The 21,226-nt window shown below is 35.7% G+C and carries 15 protein-coding genes; 8 read left to right on the top strand and 7 right to left on the bottom strand.

Annotated features, from left to right (window positions below; genetic code table 11):
* Positions 1 to 25 precede the first annotated feature (25 nt).
* The 8 genes from C6N34_RS09070 (at position 26) to C6N34_RS09035 (ending at position 12,958) form a co-directional block, all read left to right on the top strand.
* Positions 26 to 4,150, top strand: a complete 4,125-nt coding sequence (locus C6N34_RS09070) for an Eco57I restriction-modification methylase domain-containing protein (protein ID WP_181884041.1) — start codon at positions 26 to 28, stop codon at positions 4,148 to 4,150.
* Positions 4,151 to 4,458: 308 nt separating this feature from the next.
* On the top strand, positions 4,459 to 4,683 hold the full coding sequence (locus C6N34_RS09065) for a hypothetical protein (RefSeq protein ID WP_071242329.1): 225 nt from the start codon (positions 4,459 to 4,461) through the stop codon (positions 4,681 to 4,683).
* A gap of 36 nt (positions 4,684 to 4,719) precedes the next feature.
* Positions 4,720 to 5,010 carry a nucleotidyltransferase family protein gene (locus C6N34_RS09060; RefSeq protein ID WP_006278641.1) on the top strand — a complete coding sequence of 97 codons (291 nt, stop codon included), beginning with the start codon at positions 4,720 to 4,722 and terminating at the stop codon, positions 5,008 to 5,010.
* On the top strand, positions 5,000 to 5,341 hold the full coding sequence (locus tag C6N34_RS09055) for a HepT-like ribonuclease domain-containing protein (RefSeq protein WP_071242330.1): 342 nt from the start codon (positions 5,000 to 5,002) through the stop codon (positions 5,339 to 5,341). Before C6N34_RS09060 ends, C6N34_RS09055 begins: the two co-directional genes overlap by 11 nt.
* 24 nt (positions 5,342 to 5,365) lie before the next feature.
* Positions 5,366 to 5,710 (top strand): hypothetical protein, encoded by a 345-nt coding sequence (locus C6N34_RS09050; RefSeq protein ID WP_236106949.1) that lies wholly within the window; start codon positions 5,366 to 5,368, stop codon positions 5,708 to 5,710.
* Positions 5,658 to 10,733, top strand: a complete 5,076-nt coding sequence (locus C6N34_RS09045; protein ID WP_115539040.1) for a DEAD/DEAH box helicase — start codon at positions 5,658 to 5,660, stop codon at positions 10,731 to 10,733. Before C6N34_RS09050 ends, C6N34_RS09045 begins: the two co-directional genes overlap by 53 nt.
* 305 nt (positions 10,734 to 11,038) lie before the next feature.
* The gene (locus C6N34_RS09040) at positions 11,039 to 11,932 is read left to right on the top strand and encodes a transposase family protein (RefSeq protein ID WP_057178093.1); all 894 of its coding nucleotides are present in this window, start codon (positions 11,039 to 11,041) and stop codon (positions 11,930 to 11,932) included.
* 291 nt (positions 11,933 to 12,223) lie between these two features.
* On the top strand, positions 12,224 to 12,958 hold the full coding sequence (locus C6N34_RS09035) for a hypothetical protein (protein ID WP_057178074.1): 735 nt from the start codon (positions 12,224 to 12,226) through the stop codon (positions 12,956 to 12,958).
* Here C6N34_RS09035 and C6N34_RS09030 read toward each other — a convergent pair.
* The 7 genes from C6N34_RS09030 to C6N34_RS09000 all read right to left on the bottom strand — a co-directional run bounded on the left by C6N34_RS09030 (position 12,938) and on the right by C6N34_RS09000 (position 21,176).
* Positions 12,938 to 13,807 carry a DNA-methyltransferase gene (locus C6N34_RS09030; RefSeq protein WP_115538544.1) on the bottom strand — a complete coding sequence of 290 codons (870 nt, stop codon included), beginning with the start codon at positions 13,805 to 13,807 and terminating at the stop codon, positions 12,938 to 12,940. The genes C6N34_RS09035 and C6N34_RS09030 overlap by 21 nt on opposite strands.
* A 287-nt stretch (positions 13,808 to 14,094) precedes the next feature.
* Complete coding sequence (locus C6N34_RS09025; RefSeq protein ID WP_181884028.1) at positions 14,095 to 14,259, bottom strand: hypothetical protein; 165 nt, start codon at positions 14,257 to 14,259, stop codon at positions 14,095 to 14,097.
* 59 nt (positions 14,260 to 14,318) lie between these two features.
* Positions 14,319 to 15,665, bottom strand: a complete 1,347-nt coding sequence (locus tag C6N34_RS09020) for a hypothetical protein (RefSeq protein WP_147290747.1) — start codon at positions 15,663 to 15,665, stop codon at positions 14,319 to 14,321.
* Between the two features lie 286 nt (positions 15,666 to 15,951).
* On the bottom strand, positions 15,952 to 18,660 hold the full coding sequence (locus C6N34_RS09015) for a hypothetical protein (protein ID WP_236106946.1): 2,709 nt from the start codon (positions 18,658 to 18,660) through the stop codon (positions 15,952 to 15,954).
* 4 nt (positions 18,661 to 18,664) lie between these two features.
* Positions 18,665 to 19,528, bottom strand: coding sequence for a TRAFAC clade GTPase domain-containing protein (locus C6N34_RS09010; RefSeq protein WP_006278865.1), 864 nt, complete (start codon positions 19,526 to 19,528; stop codon positions 18,665 to 18,667).
* Positions 19,521 to 20,351 carry a hypothetical protein gene (locus tag C6N34_RS09005; protein WP_115538546.1) on the bottom strand — a complete coding sequence of 277 codons (831 nt, stop codon included), beginning with the start codon at positions 20,349 to 20,351 and terminating at the stop codon, positions 19,521 to 19,523. Before C6N34_RS09005 ends, C6N34_RS09010 begins: the two co-directional genes overlap by 8 nt.
* A 78-nt stretch (positions 20,352 to 20,429) precedes the next feature.
* Positions 20,430 to 21,176, bottom strand: coding sequence for a hypothetical protein (locus C6N34_RS09000; RefSeq protein ID WP_115538547.1), 747 nt, complete (start codon positions 21,174 to 21,176; stop codon positions 20,430 to 20,432).
* Positions 21,177 to 21,226: the final 50 nt, after the last annotated feature.

Genomic DNA, 21,226 nt, shown 5'->3' with positions numbered 1-21,226 from the left:
GAATTACGAATTACGAATTAAAACTATGATTGGTATTCAATTTGAAGGCAACCTATTAACACCTGATATTACCACTGAACTATTAACAGGTAATATCAAAGGACAAACACCATCAGATTTTGGGTTATCTAAAACTGATAAGCTTGAAGATGAAATTGCGATCGCTTGGGGTGATGTTAAGTCTTATTGGGTCGCATTTCAACGTCAATTAGAAAGGTTAAACGCTGAAGATACTGCTACTAGCGTTACCCGTGAAATGTGGGCAGTTCCTTTGTTACGTAGTCTTGGTTATATCCCCGTATATACCCCGAAAGCTGAGGTAGTGGAAGAACAAACCTATGCTATCTCCCATCGTGCAGTATTACCATCCGACTCTTCAATTACGAATTACGTTAGCGAAGCTCTCCCGAAGGGAGCATTACGAATTACGAATTATCCCCCGATCCACATTATTGGTTGTCGTCTGGATATTGATAAACGTCCTCCTAGTGGTACACCTCGATTATCAGCACACGCTTTAGTACAAGACTATCTCAACAAGACTGAGCATCTTTGGGCTATCACTACTAATGGTTTTCGTTGGCGGTTATTACGTGACTCGTCTTTGATGACTCGCCTTACTTATATCGAATTTGACTTAGAGCAGATTCTTAATGGCGAAAAATTTGCTGAATTTGGTTTATTTTATAGGCTTTTCCACCGTTCGCGCTTACCAGAAACTGCGGATGATGCGGATAAATGCTGGTTAGAATATTACCATCAAGAGAGTTTACAGCAAGGGGGAAGAGTACGCGACAGACTGCGGGATGGGGTAGAAAAAGCCTTGGTGCATCTAGGTAATGGTTTTTTACAACATCGTGATAGTGAAAATCTCCGCCAAAGATACTCGGATAATTACGAATTACGTTCGCGTAGGGTTTCCGAAGGAAATATTACGAATTATGAATTAATTTATTATCGTCAATTATTAAGATTAATTTATCGTCTCTTATTCTTAATGGTGGCAGAATCCCGTAATTTATTATTGGTAGGAGAAGACGCAGAAAAAGCGAGAATCTATCTTAAATATTACAGCATTGAAAGATTAAGAGAATTAGCGGAACATCCCCGCTATCGTCGGGAAGGTTTTCAAGATATTTGGCAAGGTTTACGAGTCACTTTTAAATTATTTGATGAAGATTGGCGCGGTAGAATTTTAGGTTTATCGCCTTTAAATGGTGGTTTGTTTGGTTCACAAACATTGACAGATTTAGATGATTGTGGTATTGATAATTATGATTTATTAACTGCCATTCGTTGTTTATCTTTGTATGAAGATAAGGGACAATTACGACGGGTAAATTATGCTGCTTTAGATGTGGAAGAGTTGGGTAGTGTGTATGAAAGTTTATTAGATTTTCACCCACAAGTTAATAACAGCCAAGGAATTTATGAATTTAACTTAATTTTTGGAACTGATAGAAAAACCACAGGTTCTTATTACACACCTCCCCAACTTGTCCAACAGTTAATTAAAACAGCTTTAGAACCAGTAATAGAAGAAAAATTACGGGAGTCGAATAATAGGGAGTTGAGAGTCGGGAGTCGAGAGTCGGGTAATAATACGGAGTCTGAAATTACGAATTACGTTAGCGAAGCTCTCCCGAAGGGAGCATTACGAATTACGAATTACGTTAGCGAAGCTCTCCCGAAGGGAGCATTACGAATTACGAATTACGAATTATCTCTATTAAGTATTAAAGTCATAGATCCCGCTTGTGGTTCTGGACATTTTTTATTAGCAGCAGCACGACGCATAGGTAAGGAATTAGCGAAAATTAGAACTGGGGAAGCAGAACCAGCACCAGAATATTTAAGAATTGCCATTAGAGATGTAATTCAAAATTGTATTTATGGCGTAGATTTAAACCCTTTGGCGGTAGATTTGTGTAAGGTGGCTTTATGGATAGAAGGGTTTTCTACTGATAAACCATTGAATTTTTTAGACCATAGAATTAAATGCGGTAATTCTTTGGTGGGGGTATTAGATTTAGATTGTTTAAATGATGGCATTCCAGATAATGCTTTTACACCTGTCACAGGAGATGATAAGAAATTATCTACAAATTTGAAAAAGCGGAATAAAAAAGAAAAAGACAGTCAAGGACAATTATCTATTTTTGAAACTTCTGCTGATCATAATTACATCTTTGCTAAATTATGGCAAGAATTAGCGAACTTTTCTGAAAATACACCTGAGGAAGTTAAAGAAAAAGAGAAAAAATATCAGGATAATCTTTTAGATAATAATTGGTGGTTGAAAAAAGCAGCTTGTAATTTATGGACTGCGGCGTTTTTTATGTATTTGACTGAACATAATTTACAACTTTTACCAACTACAGCAAAACTAGAAGAGTTAAAACGTGAAATTGTCCAAAAAATCCTCAATTCTCAATCTAATTACGAATTACGAATTACGAATTATGAATTACAAGGGTTAATTGATGCTGCGAATAATTTAGCTAGTAAATATAATTTCTTTCACTGGCCTTTAGAGTTTCCAGAAGTTTTTGAAGAAGGTGGTTTTAGTTGTGTTTTGGGTAATCCTCCTTGGGAGAGAATTAAGTTACAAGAAAAGGAGTTTTTCGCCTCTCGCAGTTTAGAAATTGCTAATGCACAAAATAAAGCAGCACGGGAAAAGTTGATTAAGGAATTACCTAAGAAAAATCCAGCATTGGCGCAAGCTTTTGAGGATGCTAAACATGATGCGGAAGCACAAAGTAGGTTTATTCGGGAGTCGGGGAGATTTCCGTTAACTGCTGTGGGTGATATTAATACTTATGCTGTGTTTGCAGAAACTATGAGAAGGTTAATTAATAGTAATGGTAGGGTTGGGGTAATTGTTCCCACTGGTATTGCTACTGATGATACTTGTAAACGGTTTTTTGGTGATTTAATTCAAAAGCAGAATTTAGCAAGTTTGTATGATTTTGAAAATAGAGAAGCAATATTCACTTCTGTACATCGCAGTTATAAATTTTCTTTACTTGCTATGACTAGTCAAGCAATAAAACGGGGTAATTTTGCTTTTTTCTTAACTCAACCTAAACAATTAGAAAATCAAACGCGGTTGTTTCAACTTGCACCGCAAGATATAGCATTAATTAATCCTAATACTCTCACTTGTCCAGTTTTTAGAACTAGCAAAGATGCGGAATTAACTAAAAAGATATATCAAAATGTGCCAGTTTTGGAAAATGAGAAAACGGGAATTAACCCTTGGAATTTTTCGTTTATGCGTATGTTTGATATGGCTAATGATAGCGGGTTATTTCACACCCAAGATCCGGGACTTCTTCAAGAAGTCCCGGATCTGAAAGTCCCATTATATGAAGCGAAAATGTTTCATCAATTTGATCACCGTTGGGCGACTTATACAGATAATGGTGATACTCGTGATTTAACAGATGATGAAAAAAGCGATTTATCTTTTACTATTAAACCTCGTTATTGGGTAGATAAAAAGGAAGTTGAAAATAAGTTAAGTGGGAGATGGGATAAAAATTGGTTGTTAGGTTTTAGAGATATTTGTCGTTCAACTGATGAACGTACTGCAATTTTTAGCTTATTACCTAAAGTTGCTGTAAATCATAAAGCACCATTGGTTTTGTTAAAACAAAATAAACCTCAATTTTATTGTTTATTTCTAGCTAATGTTAATAGTTTAGTTTTTGATTTTGTCACTCGTCAAAAATTGGGAGGAACTAGCTTTAGTTTTTTCATAGTCAAACAACTTCCAGTTATTCCCCCAGAAAGATACACAGAAAAAGACATAGAATATATTGCCCCCCGCGTATTAGAATTAGTATACACATCCTGGGATATGCAACCCTTTGCACTTGACTTACAACTCCCGAATTTTGATTCTCAACTCCCTCCATTCATTTGGAATCCTAACAGACGTGCATTAATCAGAGCAGAATTAGACGCATATTACGCTAAACTTTATGGTTTAACCCGTGATGAACTGAGATATATATTAGATCCTGCGGATGTATATGGTGTAGATTTTCCTAGTGAAACATTTAGAGTTTTAAAGAACAATGAAATCAAACAATATGGAGAATATAGAACCCAAAGATTAGTATTAGAAGCGTGGGATAATTCGTAATTCGTAATTCGTAATTCGTAATTCGTAATTCGTAATTATTTTGTCTGAATCAGGATATCCAGGATTAGAGGATGTACAGGATGTAAGTGTTTTATTGTCTATGAAAAATAGAGATTTGGGGATGATATTTAATAAATGAGATGTAAAGTTTTATATTATCTGCTTTTATGAGTTGACCATAATGATAATTGTATTTTATAATCTTAGATATTCACCAATAAATTATCAATAACATCCTGAAAATCCTCAAATCCTGGAAATCCTGATTCAGACAATTTTTAAGTTTAGTAAAACTAGGAGAAACAAAAATGACATTTAAAGAAGAACTCGTTGCAGAAATTGAAACCATGACAGAAGCAGAAATAGCAGAATTGCTAAAGATGGTAAAAAACATGAAAATGAAAAAAGCAAAACCTCCTCAACGTCTAGGTTCAGGTAAATCAATTTTACGCCATGTTGGTAAATGGCAAGGTGATGATCTTCAAGATTGTTTACAAGCAGTTTATGATTCCCGTGGAATAGCAGAAGATTAATAAATTTAGGAGAAACTTATAACAAAATTAAAAACTATGAACAGAGAATATTTAATTAACTTTCTCAAACAGAACTTAACCACCATAAAAAGTTATGGTGTAACTTCCTTAGCTTTATTTGGTTCTTATGCAAGAGATGAAGCAAAAACTACTAGCGACATTGATTTATTAGTAGAATTTCAAGGTAAAGTTACCTTTGATGAATATATGGACTTAAAATTTTTCTTAGAAGATAACTTATCTTTATCCGTTGATTTAGTCACGAAAAAAATGTTGAAACCTCAAATTATTGATGCTGTAGAAAAGGATGCTATTTATGTCGCGTAGCTTAAAACTTTATTGTGATGATATTTTAATTAGTTGTGATAAAATTCTCCGTTATACTCAAGGATTAGATGAACGGAGTTTTTTTGCTGATGAATTAAGATTTGATGCGGTAATTAGAAATTTACAGGTTATTGGAGAATCAGTTAAACAAATTCCCCCAGAAATAAGAAATAAATATCCAGATATTGAATGGCGCAAAATTGCCGGATTACGAGATATTTTAGTTCATGCGTACTTCTCTTTAGAAGATGAGATTATTTGGGATATCATTCACACTAAAATTAGTCCTGTAAAATCAGCGATTTTAATTATTATTGCTCAAGAATTTTAAGTTATTAATTAAAAATTATACATTATGAAAATACCAGTCAAACTACAAGAACTCATCCAACAACCAGAAGCAGCAATATTATCAATTAGTACCCTCATGGGACAAAAATTAGCATTAGTTGACTGTACAAATATTGCTGAACTCCCCCCAGAACAACTTGATTTAATTTTCACCCATATTCCCCAAGAATGGGATGATAAAGACATCACAGAAATCTTTAACTCTGACACCTGTACACAAACCTTTACCAACCAATTATTAGCATATATAGATCAACGTTTAGGACGCACACCCCAACCTTCCACAATTACGAATTATGAATTACGAATTACGAATTACGAATTATCTCGATATATTCAATTTCCGTAATCAAATTATAGGCGATTATCGTCGATATATAGAAAGTTTCTTAAAAATTCGTGATCCTAGAGTACAACAATTTGTCAATCAAGAACTAGAAAAAGGACAACTCTGGACAAATCCCTTAGTACAATTAAATCCTAAATATCGTCCTGGTGCAACAGTTAATGAATTAGTTAAAAACGGTATTCTCCATCCTGACTGTACACAATACTTCTCTAAAAATGGTCATCCTTTTAATTTCCATTATCACCAAAAACAAGCTTTTGAAACTGCTAAAAAACAAGAACCTTATGTATTAACAACAGGTACAGGTTCAGGCAAAAGCATGACTTATGTTGTCCCCATTTTTGATGACTTACTGCGTCATCCAGAAATTCAAGGAGTTAGGGCAATTTTAGTATATCCCATGAACGCCCTGATTAACTCCCAGGAAGAAGAATTAAATAAATTTCTTAACAACGTTCCTAATAGTCATATTCGGGTTGCTAAATATACTGGACAAGAAAATTTAAGCACAAAAATAGAAATTCAAAATAACCCACCCCACATATTATTAACCAACTACGTGATGCTGGAATTAATGCTTTCCCGCACCCAAGAAGAAAAACTCGTTGCTTCTCCAGAATTAAAATTTCTCGTATTAGATGAACTGCATACCTATAGAGGTAGACAAGGTGCAGATGTGGCAATATTAATTAGAAAATTACGTCAACGCTGTGGAAAAATTGCAGCATGGGGAAATAATTACCAATTATTATGTATTGGAACAAGCGCTACCATGTCCACAGAAGGAACACGCGCACAACGTCGTCAAGTAGTTGCAGATGTGGCAAGTAAATTATTTGGTGTTAAAATTAAACCTGATAACGTCATTGACGAAACTTTAGAACGTTCCATTAAAAGTCCTCAACCTACCATTACAGAACTGGGAGAAAGTATAGATCAAGGTTTACCACCAGAACCAGAACAAACATTAGAGAACTTCCAAAACCATCCTCTAAGTCATTGGATAGAAATGACCTTTGGTTTAGAAGATAAACAAGGTCATCTTGTCAGGAGAACACCTATAAGTTTAGAAAATGCTGCAGAAAAATTAGCTGATGAAACTCAACTTTCTCACCACACTTGTTTAGACTTCCTTAAACAGATGTTTTTATGGGGAAGTAAAGTTAAAGGTTTAGCATTTCGACTTCATCAATTTATCTCCCAAGGTGGTAGCGTTTACTCTACTATTGAAACTCCCGAAAAACGCTTCCTCACCCTGGAAGGACAATATACCACCACAGAAGAACGTTTACTTTATCCCCTCGTCTTTTGTCGGGAATGCGGACATGATTATTATGTTATTCATTACAATGAGGATAAACAAGTAGTCCTTCCCCAACTCCCCACATCATTGGATATGAATCCTGAATATGCTGATACAAAAGCTGGTTATCTTACCTTAGATGAACTAGGACTTTGGGATCCTTATAAAGACGAAGAAAGACTTCCTGACTCCTGGTTTACCGAAACCAAAAAGAACGGACGAGTTCCTGGAAAAGATTATGCTAAATTCATTCCCCAAAAATTACAAATTCTCCCCAACGGAAAAGTTACAACTTCCCTATTACAAGGAACAACTTGTTGGTTTGTTCCTAGACCATTTCGCGTGTGTTTAAATTGTGGTGTGGTTCATGATGGAAATAAAAACGAATTTACTAAACTTTCGCGCTTGAGTAGTGAAGGTAGAAGTACCGCTACCACCCTCCTCTGTTTATCCACTGTAAGCCGTCTCAAACAAGTTTTCACAGGTGAAAAAGCACAAGCTGCCAAAATTCTCAGTTTTACCGATAATCGCCAGGATGCCTCATTACAAGCCGGGCATTTTAATGATTTTGTGCAAACCAGTTTTTTACGTGCTGCTTTGTTAGGTGCATTGCAAAGTAAAGGAAAACTTACTCATAGTGAATTAGTGGGTGAAGTTATTAAACAAATGGGAATATCTCAAAAAGATTATGCTAAAGAAAAGGCAGAATTTGGGAAAGGTAAAACACGCAATGAAAAGGCTTTTCAAGACTTAATTGAATATCGTCTTTATGAAGACTTACGCAGAGGATGGCGTATTGTTCAACCTAATTTAGAACAGTGTGGACTTTTGGTAATTGAATATGATGGATTAGAGGAAATTTGTACAAATAAAGATATTTGGAATAAACACCGTCATCCAGTTTTATTACAAGCAACTCCTCAAGAGAGATTGACTGCTGCTTTAGCTTTATTAAATCATCTCCGTCGAGAATTAGCAATAGACGCTAGATTACTTCAATCTGATAATAAGGATTCTTTACTTAGAGATGTTTTTCAAACAATTAAAGAACCTTGGGTATTTGATGAAAATGAGAAATGGCATTTTGCCAAATTTGCCACTATTGATGGTAATTATAAAGCAAAATCTCAACACAAAGCTCCGGTAAAATTAACAACTAAAAGTAAAATTGGAAGGTTTTTACGTTCTCCTAAAGCTTGGTCACTACGCAGTGAATTGTTAACAGAAACAGAGTACAATACTTTAATTAGTACCTTCATTACTGCATTAGCTGATGCTGGTTTTTTAATTACTAAAAATGGTATTCAATTACAAATTAGTTCCTTGGTATGGAAATTTACAATATTAACTGAAATTCCCCCTGATCCTCTTTCGTCTAAGCGCTTACAGGGTCAAGAAGATGTAAAAATACCTGTTAACAGATTCTTTCAAGAGTTTTATCAAACTAGCGCCCAAAAAATTCAAGCAATGGAAGGGCGAGAACACACAGGACAAGTTAAAACTCAGGCTCGTCAAGAACGGGAAGAAAGATTTAGAAAAGGAGAATTAGCGAGTTTATTCTGTTCTCCCACAATGGAATTAGGTATAGATATTTCTGACTTAAGCGTGGTTCACTTACGTAATGTTCCCCCCAGTCCTGCAAATTATGCCCAACGTAGCGGACGTGCGGGGAGGAGTGGTCAGGAGGCTTTAGTAATAACTTATGCTGCAATTGGTAGTGGACATGATCAATATTTTTTCCAACGTCAACAGCAAATGGTAGCTGGTGCTGTTGCTCCCCCTAAATTAGAATTAGCAAATCAAGATTTAGTTGAATCTCATGTGTATTCAATTTGGTTAGCACATACAGGAGTTTATTTAGACGACTCAATGAACAAAATTCTTGATTTAGATGTTGCTGGTTATCCCCTAAAAGATAGTGTACGTGAACAATTAACACTTAGTCGTACAAAATTAGCTGAATGTCTAAAAGCTACTCAGTCAATACTTGCAGATCCTTTCTGTCAAAGTGATCTACAAAAAGCCTCTTGGTATTCTGTACATGGGCTAGAATTTACCCTAGAAAATGCATTGAATACCTTTGATAGAAAATGCGATCGCTGGCGTAAACTTTATGATAGTGCAGTCAAACAAAAAGATCAGGCTAACATCATAATCAGTCGTTATGCTGCTGGTCATGTTACAGAGGAAGAACTAAAAAACGCTAAAGCTCAAAGAGTAGAAGCAGAACGGCAAATAGATTTACTGGTAGGACACAACCAAGGTAAAAGTAATAGCGAATTTGAATTTTATCCCTATCGCTACTTTGCTGCTGAAGGATTTTTACCAGGATTTAACTTTCCCCGCTTACCTGTACGAGCATTCGTACCCACCAATGATGGGGGGGAATTTATCTCTCGTCCTCGTGTTGTGGCCTTACGGGAATTTGCACCCAGTAATATTATTTACTATGAAGGTAGTAAATTTATGGTGTCAAAAACCAAAGTACCTGTGGGGGGAATTGAAAGTCAATATCAACGAGTAAGCTGTTGTTTTAACTGTGGTTATTTCCATCTAGATACAGCACTGAATAACTGTGAAAATTGCGGTGTAGAAATTAAACCTGATAGTTCTCAAAACCTAGCTAAATTAAATCGTGTGTTGTCAATGGAGACAGTATTTAGTCACAGAAGAGAACGTATTACCTGCGATGAAGAAGAAAGATTGAAATATGGTTATAATACTACCACCCATTTCCGTTATGCGCTTCAAAAACAAGAATCAGCTACAGTTTTAGCAGCAGATAATACACCACTATTCAAATTAACCTATGGAGCTACAGCAACTATTTGGCGTATTAACAGAGGACTGAAGAGAAACACCGAGGAACGGGGATTTAAATTAGATGTGAAAACAGGTATCTGGGGAGACACAAAAACAAATTTACCTCCAGAAAGGTTACATAGGGAAGTAAATTTAATGGTAGAAGACACTTGCAATATTCTTGTCATCGAACCCTTGAATGTTCCCCAAGATAACAAAGAAGGTTTTATTGGCACACTCCAATATACCCTAGAAACAGCAATTCAAGCAGTTTATAAATTAGAACCAGATGAACTGGACTCAGAAAGATTAGGTGAAGGAAAATATTTACTATTTTGGGAAGCATCAGAAGGTGGTGCAGGAGTTTTATCTCAGCTACTACAGCAAGCAAATGCTTTTGAGAAAATCGCCAATGCTGCTTTAGATATCTGTCATTTCTTAGAACCCAAGGATACCTGTGTGCAAGCTTGTTATGAGTGTTTACTTTCCTATAGGAATCAATTTGACCATGCGTTAATTAATCGTCATCTGATTAAATCTTTGCTAGATGAACTGCAAGCAAGTACAGTAGAAATATCAGATATAGACCGCAGTGCAAAATATCAAAAGTTGCTTTCTCAAACAGATCCAAACTCTGATTTTGAACGAGTAGTGTTACAGGAGATTTATCAACGGGGGTATAAACTACCTGATGCTGCACAGGAATTTATTCCTGAAGCCAATTGTAAACCAGATTTTGTGTATAAGGAAGATGCGATCGCTCTCTTTTGTGATGGTTCAGTTCATGATAGTCCTGAGCAGAAAAAGCAAGATAAAATTGAGCGGGATAATCTCAGGTACAATGCTAGTTATCAAGTTTTAACTCTACGGTATAATGAGAATTGGGGTGAGGGGTTGGAGGTTTTAGGGAGTTTGTAAACTGATCATTTTTGGGAATCTCCCCCATGGTGCTGTTCATATATTTTATGGGATAAAATAATTCGTAATTCGTAATTCGTAATTCGTAATTTGTAATTCGTAATTCGTAATTCGTAATTCGTAATTATACAGAACTACAGCTAAATCCAGAAATAAAAGAAATCTTTGATAAAATAGACGGTTTCACATATAATTTAACCAGAGGGTTTTTACAATGGGAGTATTTCGACGGTCTAAATAGACATCTCCGAAAAAGAATCAAAGTGTGATAAAATAATATGAAATGGTATTTTTGGCAACTTATTATGAGCAACATATCTGAATATATCCAGAATAATCCTCACGAATCACACCGTTTATTGGGTCTGAAGTATGAGCAGTTACAGCAACTTTTGGAAAAAGCCATAAAACTGCATCATCAGAAACAACAATTGGTTGAATCAAAAAAAACCCGAATTATTCAAGGCGGTGGAGGGCGCAAACCCAAATTATCACCGTCGGAGCAAATAATCTTAACATTAACATATTTACGGCAGTTAACAACATTTCAGCTACTAGGTATTCAATTTGGAGTAAGTGAAACAACTGCAAATGATATCTTTAACTATTGGTTGCCAATAATAGGAGAATTATTGCCACCAAGTTTGCTAGAACAGGTAAAAAAAAACTCCAGTGATTACGAAGTCGTTAAAGAAATATTAACAGAATTTGAGTTAATAGTGGATAGCTATGAACAGCCTATAGACAGACCTGGAGAGTACCAAGAACAAAAAAAATATTATTCAGGTAAAAAAGCCTGTCATACTAGAAAAAGTCAACTAATCGTTTTACCAAATGGTAAAGATATTGTTGATGTAGTAGCGGGTAAACCTGGTCCAAAAAGTGATGTAAATTTATTCCGTGAAACCAGAAATATATTTGATAAAAAACAAAAATTTAGTGGTGATAAAGCTTATCAAGGAGAGGAGTTAATGAAAACTCCGACAAAAAAACCTAAAAACCAAGAATTAACGTCTGAACAAAAAGAAAAAAATAAAGAGTTAGCTTCCGAACGAATTTTTGTTGAACATTTAATTCGTGTAGTGAAAATATTCAGAGTGGCACAAGAAAGATTTCGATTAAATTCAAGTAAGTATGAACAGGTAATCATGACTATTTGTGGACTTGTTCGTTTCCGAATGGGAACCTACTTATTTTAGTTATCAAGATTTGGACTTGGCTAAAAATAAATTATCTCAGATAGGTGTTATCTTTTGGTTAATTCCCAACAAGAGGCATCTCTAACGCTTATTTTAACATACCAGCTAGCTACTTTTGTATTGGGGTGTCTCACCTTAAAAAGTAGTATTGGTAACGCTTTGGCTATTTCCGGAGATGTCTAATGCAGGAACATTACCTTACAGTATCGAAACAGCAAGGTTTCAAAAATTTCAGGAACTTATTAAAAAAAATCGCCCTACTTCCTTTGAAGATTTGGAGGTGTTCTTGATATGACTAGGTTATATACAGATATTTGCAACCAAGACGTTCGGAAATTACTGGAAACATTAGCCAATAAGGGTGTCAATCCAGACCAGTACAAAGAAACTATGACCAAGATAGGTGATAATCTTGGTAATTTCTTGCTGACTAAAATTAATGATAAAACTTCTGATATATACCTTGCTTGTACAGTAGAAGATGCTGATTTTTTAGCTAAAGGCATACTTTCAGAATTAGAAAATCATTATCACAATATTGGCTTTGCTTGTTTTTGGAACAAGCGATTTTCTCCATTTGAAATAGAAGATTTAAAAGTAGCTCCCATCCTCAAAAAATATCAAGAACCTTCCCATGGGAAGGTTCAGTATTTGATTGTAATTAAATCTATTATTTCTGGTGCTTGTGTAGTCAGAACTAACTTAGTGAACTTGATTCAAAAAATAGAACCAGAGAAGATATTTATAGTTGCACCTGTCATTTATAAAAATGCAGAGCAAAAACTCAAAGATGAATTTGACGAAAATATTTATAGTAAATTTGAATTTCTTTATTTTGCTAAAGACGATGAACGCACCAACGAAGGTGAAGTAATACCAGGAATAGGAGGTAATGTCTATTTAAGATTAGGATTTGATGGACAAGATAATAAAAATGAATATATCCCCGAAATCGTGAAAAAGAGACGTTCCCAATTTATGCGTCAAAAACAGGAAATTCATCTCTCAAAAAATATCAGTAACTAAATCAAATAAACTACCTTGTTTCACTTGATTTTCTTTCTCATATCTGATATTTTTAACTCTTTGTACTGCAATGTTTACATAATTTGGATTGATTTCAATACCTATTGCTTTACGTCCTGTTTTTATAGCTGCTTCTGCTATTGAACCAGAACCAAAAAAAGGATCAAATATAATATCTCCAGGATGACTACTGGCTAAAATGATTCGACTAATTAACTCAACTGGAAATTGTGCTGGATGAGGAGTTCTTTCTTTAGAACTACGATTTTGACCAGATGTAATTTTGGGGATTTGCCAAACATCAGTAGGATTTTTTCCGTTAACATTACATTTTAATTTGCCATTTTTCTTTTGATTAGGGTATTTAACATTAGGATCACGGATATCATCTAAATTAAATAAATAGTTTTGAGAGTCTTTTACATACCATAAAAATTTCTCATTACGAGGAGAAAAAAACAATTTACCTGCTACTCCCGCACCATAATTCCAAACAATTTCTTGGATTAAATAAAAAGGAATTTTATCCCAAATTAAATAGGGGATTGGAATTGCTTTAGCTGTATTAGGAATAGAAAGATAACCAAGATTTAGCCAAAACGCACCAGAAGATGATGTGCAATAATAAACTTGATTAATCCATTTAGATGTCCATTGAATATAATCTTCTAATGATAATATAGATTCATATTCTTTGCCGATATTATAGGGAGGAGATGTAACGGTTAAGGGTAAACATCCTGCTGGTAATTTATTCATGATTGTTAATGAGTCACCTTGGTAAATCAATACATCTTTATCTTCATAAACAGGATTACCTAAAAAAGATTTAAAATCATTTAGTTTCATATATTTTAACTCAGAATTATTGAATGTTAAGATTTTGATGATACTAAATTTTAGCAGTTAATCACTCTATTCTCAATAGACAAGGGATTTTACCCACAAGGATGAAAAAGGTTGTAAGGTAATTGCATTTTTCTTGACCCCGGACATAATAACTTATAATATGAGAGTTTGTCAACTCATGGGAACACATTGTTGTAACTTGGGATATGTAAGCATTTCTTCTGATTAAAGGTACGATTTTCTCCAGGGTAAGAGCATATCAACCAGGTTTGACACAAGAGGAGAACCTAATGTGTTGACCTCTCTACCACTTTGGGAATCTCCTCCCCCATGGTGCTGTTCATATATTTTATGGTAAACCCTATCCAAATCCAACTATTACCTCGCTGCTCAAAGTGAATACCTGTACTAAATTCATGGATTTCGTGGATTTTATTGTCAGATGAGTTCATGTTTTTAGTTAGTCCATAGTTGTTAATGTTTTTAAAAATGCGATCTGGTTGTACATCGATTAATTTACTTTGCGCTTTTTTTTCGAGTTTCTTGTTTGTCCATTCTTTTTATTTATATCTTCCAGTAATGTAGGTTCCAATTTAGGAAAGTTTATTATTTTCTCTCGTTCATTTTTCCATAAACACAAATTATCAAACATTGGTAATAAGGGTAAGACGCACTCTTCTTTCCCTTTTTTTTGTATGCTGCGTTTAACTTGATAATTATATACTGCTATTACCCATTGTCTTTTGACCATTTCTGTTGGCTGGTTATTCAACAAATCATCATATTGAAGTTTTGAATCACCTAAAAGTTGAGCAAGCTTTTGTGCAACTTTTAGTTCAGTATCATCTTGTTGACCAGAATTTTTTGCTGCTGGTTTTGTTCCCGCAGCTTTTGTTCGTTCTGGAGTTAGTAACTCCTTTCGTTCCTTAACAACTTGCTGCACAACTTTGGGAATTACTTCTTTAATCTCCTCAAAAGAATAGTGGGCTTGTCCATCCAATACTACAACCGGACAGTTTTCACTACCACCCGATTTTTTACACAATAATTTCTCGGCTTCATTAGCGTTGATATAATACTGCCAAGTTTTTGCTCCAATGAACCAACCACTTCCTAAGATTAACAACGAAGCGGGAATAACAAATACAAGTTTCATATCTACATCCTGATTAAAAAAGTTAACAATTTTATATCTATAAACCAATCTAATTTTAAGAACAAAATCAACTAACTCATGAGTTAGTTTTTCCTCAATTCCTAAGAATCTTAAACTATAGACCAAATTAATAATAACATCCTCTAAAGGTATTTCTCGAATTTCTAAGCCAAAAACAACTGGTGAACGAGGACTATGCCCTTTAGCTATTTTACAAAATAAATCCTTTTTAACAACTCCATCACTAACCTGATAAAAATATCCAGCCAAATCATGCTCTTTTAATTGTTCAAACAATTGAGCCAAAGGTCGATACTCTTTGCATTTGTTATATTCTCTAATACCCTCCCATCTGTTCATTAAACTTCTCCAAACCCCAGATCCACAGTTCAGGGTAATTTCACCAACAACTTGTGTCATTGGTTTTGAGTAGTAGTTGTAAATTAATTGTAGATCATCTCTAATGTTATTTATAAACTGATTTCGAGCGTGAGCCCAAATGTTATTACTATTACTCCCATCTAATAACCAAAATAATTTATCTACTGGCATTCTACGATTTAATAAATTGGGTAACAAGTAAGTAATCCCTGCTACTATTTGCTCTTTAGGGAATAAGGTCTGAATCCCTTTTTGGAGTTTTAAGGATACTCTTTTGTGCTCATCAGTGATACTGGCTTTTTGGATGTTTAACCACTGCAAAAATTCGGGTAGTGTCTCTGGAATAACTAATGCTCTGAGTGTGATTAGTCTGACTAAATGGGGGGTGTATATCTTCTCTTGCAATGCAATACTGGCACCATCTTGATTGAAGAGATCTTCCCAGTCCTGGGAGGTAACTTCCTTATTTATTAACCCATCTACAATTGTGTGTACTGCTTCGGGTTTGACTTGGGAGGTGTGGATTAATTTGCGAATCGCTTGTTTGAGCAAGGTTTGGGTTTCTGGCTTCATATTTGTTTGGGAGTGTGGTTGTATGTTTATTAATTTACCCTTTACTGTTTTTTGAAGTTTCTGGTTTATTCATTGTTTTATTGATATCTTCCACTAATTTATTTTTCAATGCAGAAAAATTTGTTATTTTTTCCGGTTTGTTTTTCTCTGGTTTATTTTTCTCTGGTTCATTTTTCCATAAACACAAATTATCAAACATTGGTAATAAGGGTAAGACGCACTCTTCTTTATCATTCTTCTGCATGACTTTTTTTACTATATTGTGTTTGATTTGATAATTATACACTGCTATTACCCATGATGTTTGGGCTTTTTGTTCTATTGTTCCTTTCTTTAAATCATCATATTGAAGGTTTGAATCACCTAAAATTTGAGCAAGCTTTTGAGCAACTTTTGGTTCATTATCATCTTGTTGACCAGAATTTTGTCCTGCTGGTTTTGTCACCGCAGCTTTTGTTGATTCTGGAGTTGGTAACTCCTTTCGTTCCTTAACAACTTGCTGCACAACTGTGGGAATTACTTCTTTAATCTCCTCAAAAGAATAGTGGGCTTCCCCATTGAACATTATAATGGGACAATTTTCACCACCACCAAATTTTTTACACAAGAACTTCTCAGCTTCATTAGCATTGACATAATAATGCCAAGTTTTTGAGCCAATGAACCAACCACTTCCTAAGATTAACAGTGAAGCGGGAATAACAAATACAAGTTTCATATCTACATCCTGATTAAAAAATTTAACAACGCCATCAGCTAAACCAATAATAATATCCTCTAAAGTTAGTTCTTTTTCAATTCCTAAACCATAAATAACCGGTGAAGGACGATTTTGCGCCTCAGCTATTTCATAAAATAGATCCTTTTTAACAAATCCATTACTAACTTGGTAAAAATATCCAGCTAAATTACACTCTTTGAATCGTTCAAATAATTGAGCTAAAGGTCGATACTTTTCACATTTTTTATACATCCTTCGGATATCTTGCCACCTGTTAATTAAACTTTTCCAAGCTTCCGCTCCACATTCAAGGGTGCTTTCATTAAAAGGTCCCACTATTGGTTTGGAATAATAATTATAAATCAATTGTAGATCATATTTGATGTTGTTTATAAACTGATTTCGACCATAAGCCCAAATGGTATCACCACCACTCTTGGCTAATAACCAACATAACCCATCTACTGATATTTTACCAGCTAATAAACTAGGTAACAAATAGGTAATACCCGCCCCTATCTTCTCTTTGGGAAATAGTGGCTGAATCTTTTTTTGTAATTCCAATGATACTCTTTGATTACCATCAACATTACTACCCTTTTGGATGTTCAACCATTGCAAAAATTCTGGTAATGTTTCTGGAATAACTAATGCTCTCAAGGTCATTAATCTGACAATTTGTGGACTGTAAATGTTTTCTTTAATGGCTCTATCTGTCCCTTGAGCATTAAATAAACTGTACCAATATTCACGAGTGACATCTTTGTTGTTTAACCCATCTACAATGGTCTCTACTGATTCGGGTTTCACTTGAGAACTATTTGCTAAACTCCTGAGAGCAGATTTTAATGCTGCTTCATCAATGTTTACCGCATTTCTGATCACTCTACTCCCAGCTGCGATCGCTCTGTTTATTCCATCTCTTGCTTTTTGGGATGCTGGTTTAATCACCTGAAATCTTTCTGGTTTGACTAGTGCTTCTACGTCAAATGCCCAACATACTGGTAGTCCATTTTTGCAGGAGTTCCATTTGTTAATTGCTAATACGTTGATGGTATATAAATCATACTGGACATTTGGCTCTAAAACTATGGGACTTAATTGCTGAAATAGGGAGTATTCCCCTGTACCCATCTGTGGTTCAGATGGTTGTTGGTATCCCCATGTAGATACAGGTTGCTGAGCAGGAGATGGGAGCTGTCCCTGTAGTTCAGTTTGTACATCTGACGGTTGTGAAAGTTCCTGTGTAAATTCAGATTGTTGTACGGGGGATGATAATCTTTGCTGTCCTGATGGCTTTCCTATCTCGAATGATAATGGTTGAACTCTCTGTGTAGATTGGTGTCCACCCACCTGTGGTTCAGAGGGTTGTTGGGATCCCCATGTAAATACAGATTGTTGTGCAGGAGATGGCAATCTTTGCTCTCCCTGCGGTTCAGTTTGTACATCTGACTGTTGTAAGAGTTCCTGTGTAAATTCAGATTGTTGTGCGGGGGATGATAATCTTTGCTCTTCCTGTGGTTTAGTTTGTACCTTGAATAATAGCAATATTTGCTCTAAATCTGGTAATTTTGGAACCTCCCCTTCAAATATATGGGGACTACCCTCATCTTGTTTATCCAGGGGGTTAAATGTTGGTCGGTTATTTTGTTCCCACCAGGCTAATATTACCCTCAGTTTATGATCTCCCTGACATAAAAAATAACGGTGAAAAGCTGCACTCCTCCCTACTTCATCTCTCCCCCTGGTAACCACTGCTATTACTGACCAAATATCATCCCCGCTCCCTAATATTCTGGCAATTATTGCTGGTTTCTCTGTGGATGATCCTTCCGCTAGGGCAAATTCTTCATTGGCAATTGACCTCTCTACCACTTTGGGAATCTCCCCCATGGTGCTGTTCATATATCGCCCAGTAAACCCTGTAGAAACCCAACTATTACCTCGCTGCTCAAAGTGAATACCTGTACTAAATTCATGTATTTTGTGTATTTCGTGGATTTTATTGTCAGATGAGTTCATATTTTTAACCGTTATCTAGTTGTGGATGACGAGAACCTTTACATAGCCAATAAATGGGAGCAATTAAACCAAAGGGTCTCCATAATTTGGGATTTCTAATGACTGCTGTCACTCCTGATCTCCCTCTGGTCAATAAGTTTACGTTGGGTTCTGGGTATTTAGTACCCAACATACCAAATGCTGATGCTGTAAAAAACTCTATGTTCCCCCCTCCCATTTTTTGCCAGGCCTTTAATCTACTACACACTTGGGGAAATCTCGCAGATGCTAGGTATTCTGGTTTGTTTCGGTTTACCCATAGGTCCGGTTGTTCACATTTATTTAATACTAGAGCAATCCTCTTTTTACTCCCCGCTATATCATTCCGATCTAATAGTAACAAAAACTTATCTAGCCCATTCACATACTCTGAGTCCTTACGTCTACTACTACCATCAACTAAAAATATAATACCATTGGCCTGGACGCAATCTTCTAAATATTCCTCTAGTTGGGAATTGTTTTGGTGCAATAGGTCTCTAAAAAATTCCCCTGAGTAGTCTTTACAACTGACGTTTAAATTCAGTAGTTGATTTTTCTCTTTTAGGGTGATTTGCAGGGTGCAATCTCTAACGTCTGATACGTTGGAGGATAGTTGGGTACTTTCTAGTTCTAGTCCCTGCTCTAGTATGTTTTGTGCTTTGCTGATTAGATCCTGTCCCCCTTCGTCTATGGCTGTTACTGCTTGCACTAAACTTTCAGGGTTGGCATTTGGCCACCTCGCTAAGGATGCCATATAGGTGGTCTTCCCCGCAGTGCGATCGCCTATTAGTCTCACTGAGGCACTATCCTGTGATGTTTTATCTTTCTTTTTGAAGAAGTTAAACATATCCTTGGATCCTCTTACCTGTACTTAACCAATAAAGGGGGGATACTAAACAGTATGGTGACCATCTGTCGGGATCTCTTAAAACAGAGTATCTGTCTTTTTTTCCTAGTTCTTCTTTACGGTTGGGTCGGGGATCTTTGTTACTTAAAACTCCAAAGGCGGATATGGCATAAAATTCTAGGTTTTTCTGGGGAATATTGTCTCTTAACAAGCGTAGTGTGTCTGGAAAGTGAATGGCAAATAGGTCGCTTTCAGGATCTAATCTACCAGGCCATAATTCCCCTCTCTCACATTTGCTCATGGCTATGGCTAATCGCAAATTTTGCAATCTTTGTTGTTCATCCATCAGGGCTATAAATCTTCTGAATACTCGTTTATAAAATTTGTCTATCCCTTGTTCCCACTCGGTTAGCAGGATTAAACAACCCTGGGTGTCTGCGCTCAAACACTCGTTTATAAATTCTTCATGTATCGGATCCCTAGAACCAGATTCTAACTCTTTAAAAACTTCTCCTGGGTAGTCTCTTACTGTTAGTTGTAGTCTCTCTAGGTTCCGCCATTTTCTCTTGATTTCAATTAAAAATGAGTAAACTTTTAAATCATCAATGGTTTTGACATATTTCTGGGTGGGTTCTAAAGAAGCTCCCTGTAAAATTATGTTTTCTGCTTTGTCTACTAGTTCTCTGGTTTCTTCATTTAATGTCTTTATCTTAATATTTGCCTGTCTCACGGGTGATCTCGATGTCTCTGGTTGGTAGGCTAAAGCTGCTAAATATGTGGTTTTACCTGCGGCCTGGGGCCCAATTATATGGATATTACTCATACTCTTCCCCTTTTTAGTTCTTTTTTAGTTGGGTAACCTTTTTTAAAATGTTTTTTGCCTAGTGTCAACAAAGTTATCTTATTTACCTAAAAAACTGCCTAAGTAAATCCAAGGTAGTTCTAATAAGCTTCGATGGTAAATTGATGTGATAAAACATTTTACGGATGGACTGCTCATACCTTCACCTAATCTCCGGATTTGGGAATACACGGGACGAAAATATTTTTTTAGTACGTGTTCATGTCTTTGTTGCCAATTACAGGGACTATTATAAGGTCTATAGGCCAGTTTCTTTCCCTCTTGGGATAGATCACAAAATAAGTCGGCTTTGTTGAGACAAATGGCTAAATGTCTAATTTGGGGACACTGGTCGCAGAAAAATGTCACCCAGGTTTCAAAACGATTACACCATTGTTGCTCTGTGGGAAATTCTTGGGTGTCTACACCAGGTTGAAAGGTCATTCCCCTATGGGGTGGAAGAATGAGTAATATCCCCTCACTCTGACGAATGGGTTCTAAGTAGTCTTTCCATTTGTCAGAATTATCCCTTTGCCAATTTCCCCGCCATACTTCCCCTCCGGTGTCAATCCAGTCTAATTCAACCCTTTTATTGCCAGATGGCAGTTGAACATTCATTTCTAAATACCTTTGATAGGGCTTTAGTGTGTCCGTAGGTTTAGACATGGAGTTTTCATCTAGTAATAATAACTTAAGTTGGTCATAGTCTGGACTGGTAACTTTCACATGTTCATGTCTCGGATTGGTTAATTCTAGGGCTAAGTGTGTCTTACCCGTTGCGCGATCGCCTATATATACTACTCCCACGGATGTAATTGTTGTTAAGGTATGTACATTTGGGTATGATTATACTATAA

Source organism: Cylindrospermopsis raciborskii Cr2010 (genome assembly GCF_003367075.2).
Classification (GTDB): Bacteria; Cyanobacteriota; Cyanobacteriia; order Cyanobacteriales; family Nostocaceae; genus Raphidiopsis; species Raphidiopsis raciborskii.
This window is presented reverse-complemented; position numbering and strand designations above follow the sequence as displayed.

Bases quoted from the DNA above. Each gene is read 5' to 3' on its own strand.
- C6N34_RS09070 (WP_181884041.1), top strand. From the start codon at position 26: ATGATTGGTATTCAATTTGAAGGCAACCTATTAACACCTGATATTACC.
- C6N34_RS09065 (WP_071242329.1), top strand. From the start codon at position 4,459: ATGACATTTAAAGAAGAACTCGTTGCAGAAATTGAAACCATGACAGAA.
- C6N34_RS09060 (WP_006278641.1), top strand. From the start codon at position 4,720: ATGAACAGAGAATATTTAATTAACTTTCTCAAACAGAACTTAACCACC.
- C6N34_RS09055 (WP_071242330.1), top strand. From the start codon at position 5,000: ATGTCGCGTAGCTTAAAACTTTATTGTGATGATATTTTAATTAGTTGT.
- C6N34_RS09050 (WP_236106949.1), top strand. From the start codon at position 5,366: ATGAAAATACCAGTCAAACTACAAGAACTCATCCAACAACCAGAAGCA.
- C6N34_RS09045 (WP_115539040.1), top strand. From the start codon at position 5,658: ATGAATTACGAATTACGAATTACGAATTATCTCGATATATTCAATTTC.
- C6N34_RS09040 (WP_057178093.1), top strand. From the start codon at position 11,039: ATGAGCAACATATCTGAATATATCCAGAATAATCCTCACGAATCACAC.
- C6N34_RS09035 (WP_057178074.1), top strand. From the start codon at position 12,224: ATGACTAGGTTATATACAGATATTTGCAACCAAGACGTTCGGAAATTA.
- C6N34_RS09030 (WP_115538544.1), bottom strand. From the start codon at position 13,807: ATGAAACTAAATGATTTTAAATCTTTTTTAGGTAATCCTGTTTATGAA.
- C6N34_RS09025 (WP_181884028.1), bottom strand. From the start codon at position 14,259: ATGAACTCATCTGACAATAAAATCCACGAAATCCATGAATTTAGTACA.
- C6N34_RS09015 (WP_236106946.1), bottom strand. From the start codon at position 18,660: ATGAACTCATCTGACAATAAAATCCACGAAATACACAAAATACATGAA.
- C6N34_RS09010 (WP_006278865.1), bottom strand. From the start codon at position 19,528: ATGTTTAACTTCTTCAAAAAGAAAGATAAAACATCACAGGATAGTGCC.
- C6N34_RS09005 (WP_115538546.1), bottom strand. From the start codon at position 20,351: ATGAGTAATATCCATATAATTGGGCCCCAGGCCGCAGGTAAAACCACA.